This is a genomic window from Salinimicrobium oceani, from assembly GCF_012037645.1.
This window is the reverse complement of sequence record NZ_JAAVJR010000696.1, coordinates 1-436: the sequence shown is the minus strand read 5'-3', so window position 1 is coordinate 436 and position 436 is coordinate 1. Positions and strand designations below refer to the sequence as shown.

Sequence of the window (436 nt, the reverse complement as noted above, 5' to 3'; positions counted from 1 at the left end):
TAAGCTTTTGCCACTCCATTTTCATACACGCCTAAAATGCGATCTTGAGTACCTAAATCGGCGTTTTGAGCCCTTAAAAATTTCGGTTTATCAATAGAGGGAATCCCGTCTTTTGGTGGTCCGCCGTCTTTGATCTCCTCCACCGGAATAAGTGCATTTTCAAGGTTGAACCCCTTCATGGTCTGTCCTGGAGCAGACTGTACAAAGAATAGAACAGATATTAACAGCAGTATCTTCATATCCCCTCACTTTTTGAAATTTAAAACAATTGTAAAAACTTCTCTTTTGAAACATCAAATTATGCAATTGTGAATTTTTTTGGTGTCAGAAAAGTGACAAATGTTTAACTTATATAACTGTAAATTGAAGACTGTGTGCTTCAGATTAAAAAGCATCCACAGAATTACTAAGAAAAGAAAAGACAATTAAACACTAA

The 436-nt window shown here is 35.6% G+C and carries 1 pseudogene; it reads right to left on the bottom strand.

Annotation, left to right across the window (positions count from 1 at the left end):
• Positions 1-239: pseudogene (locus HC175_RS18925) on the bottom strand (DUF3179 domain-containing (seleno)protein); the annotation flags it as partial.
• Positions 240-436 lie beyond the last annotated feature (197 nt).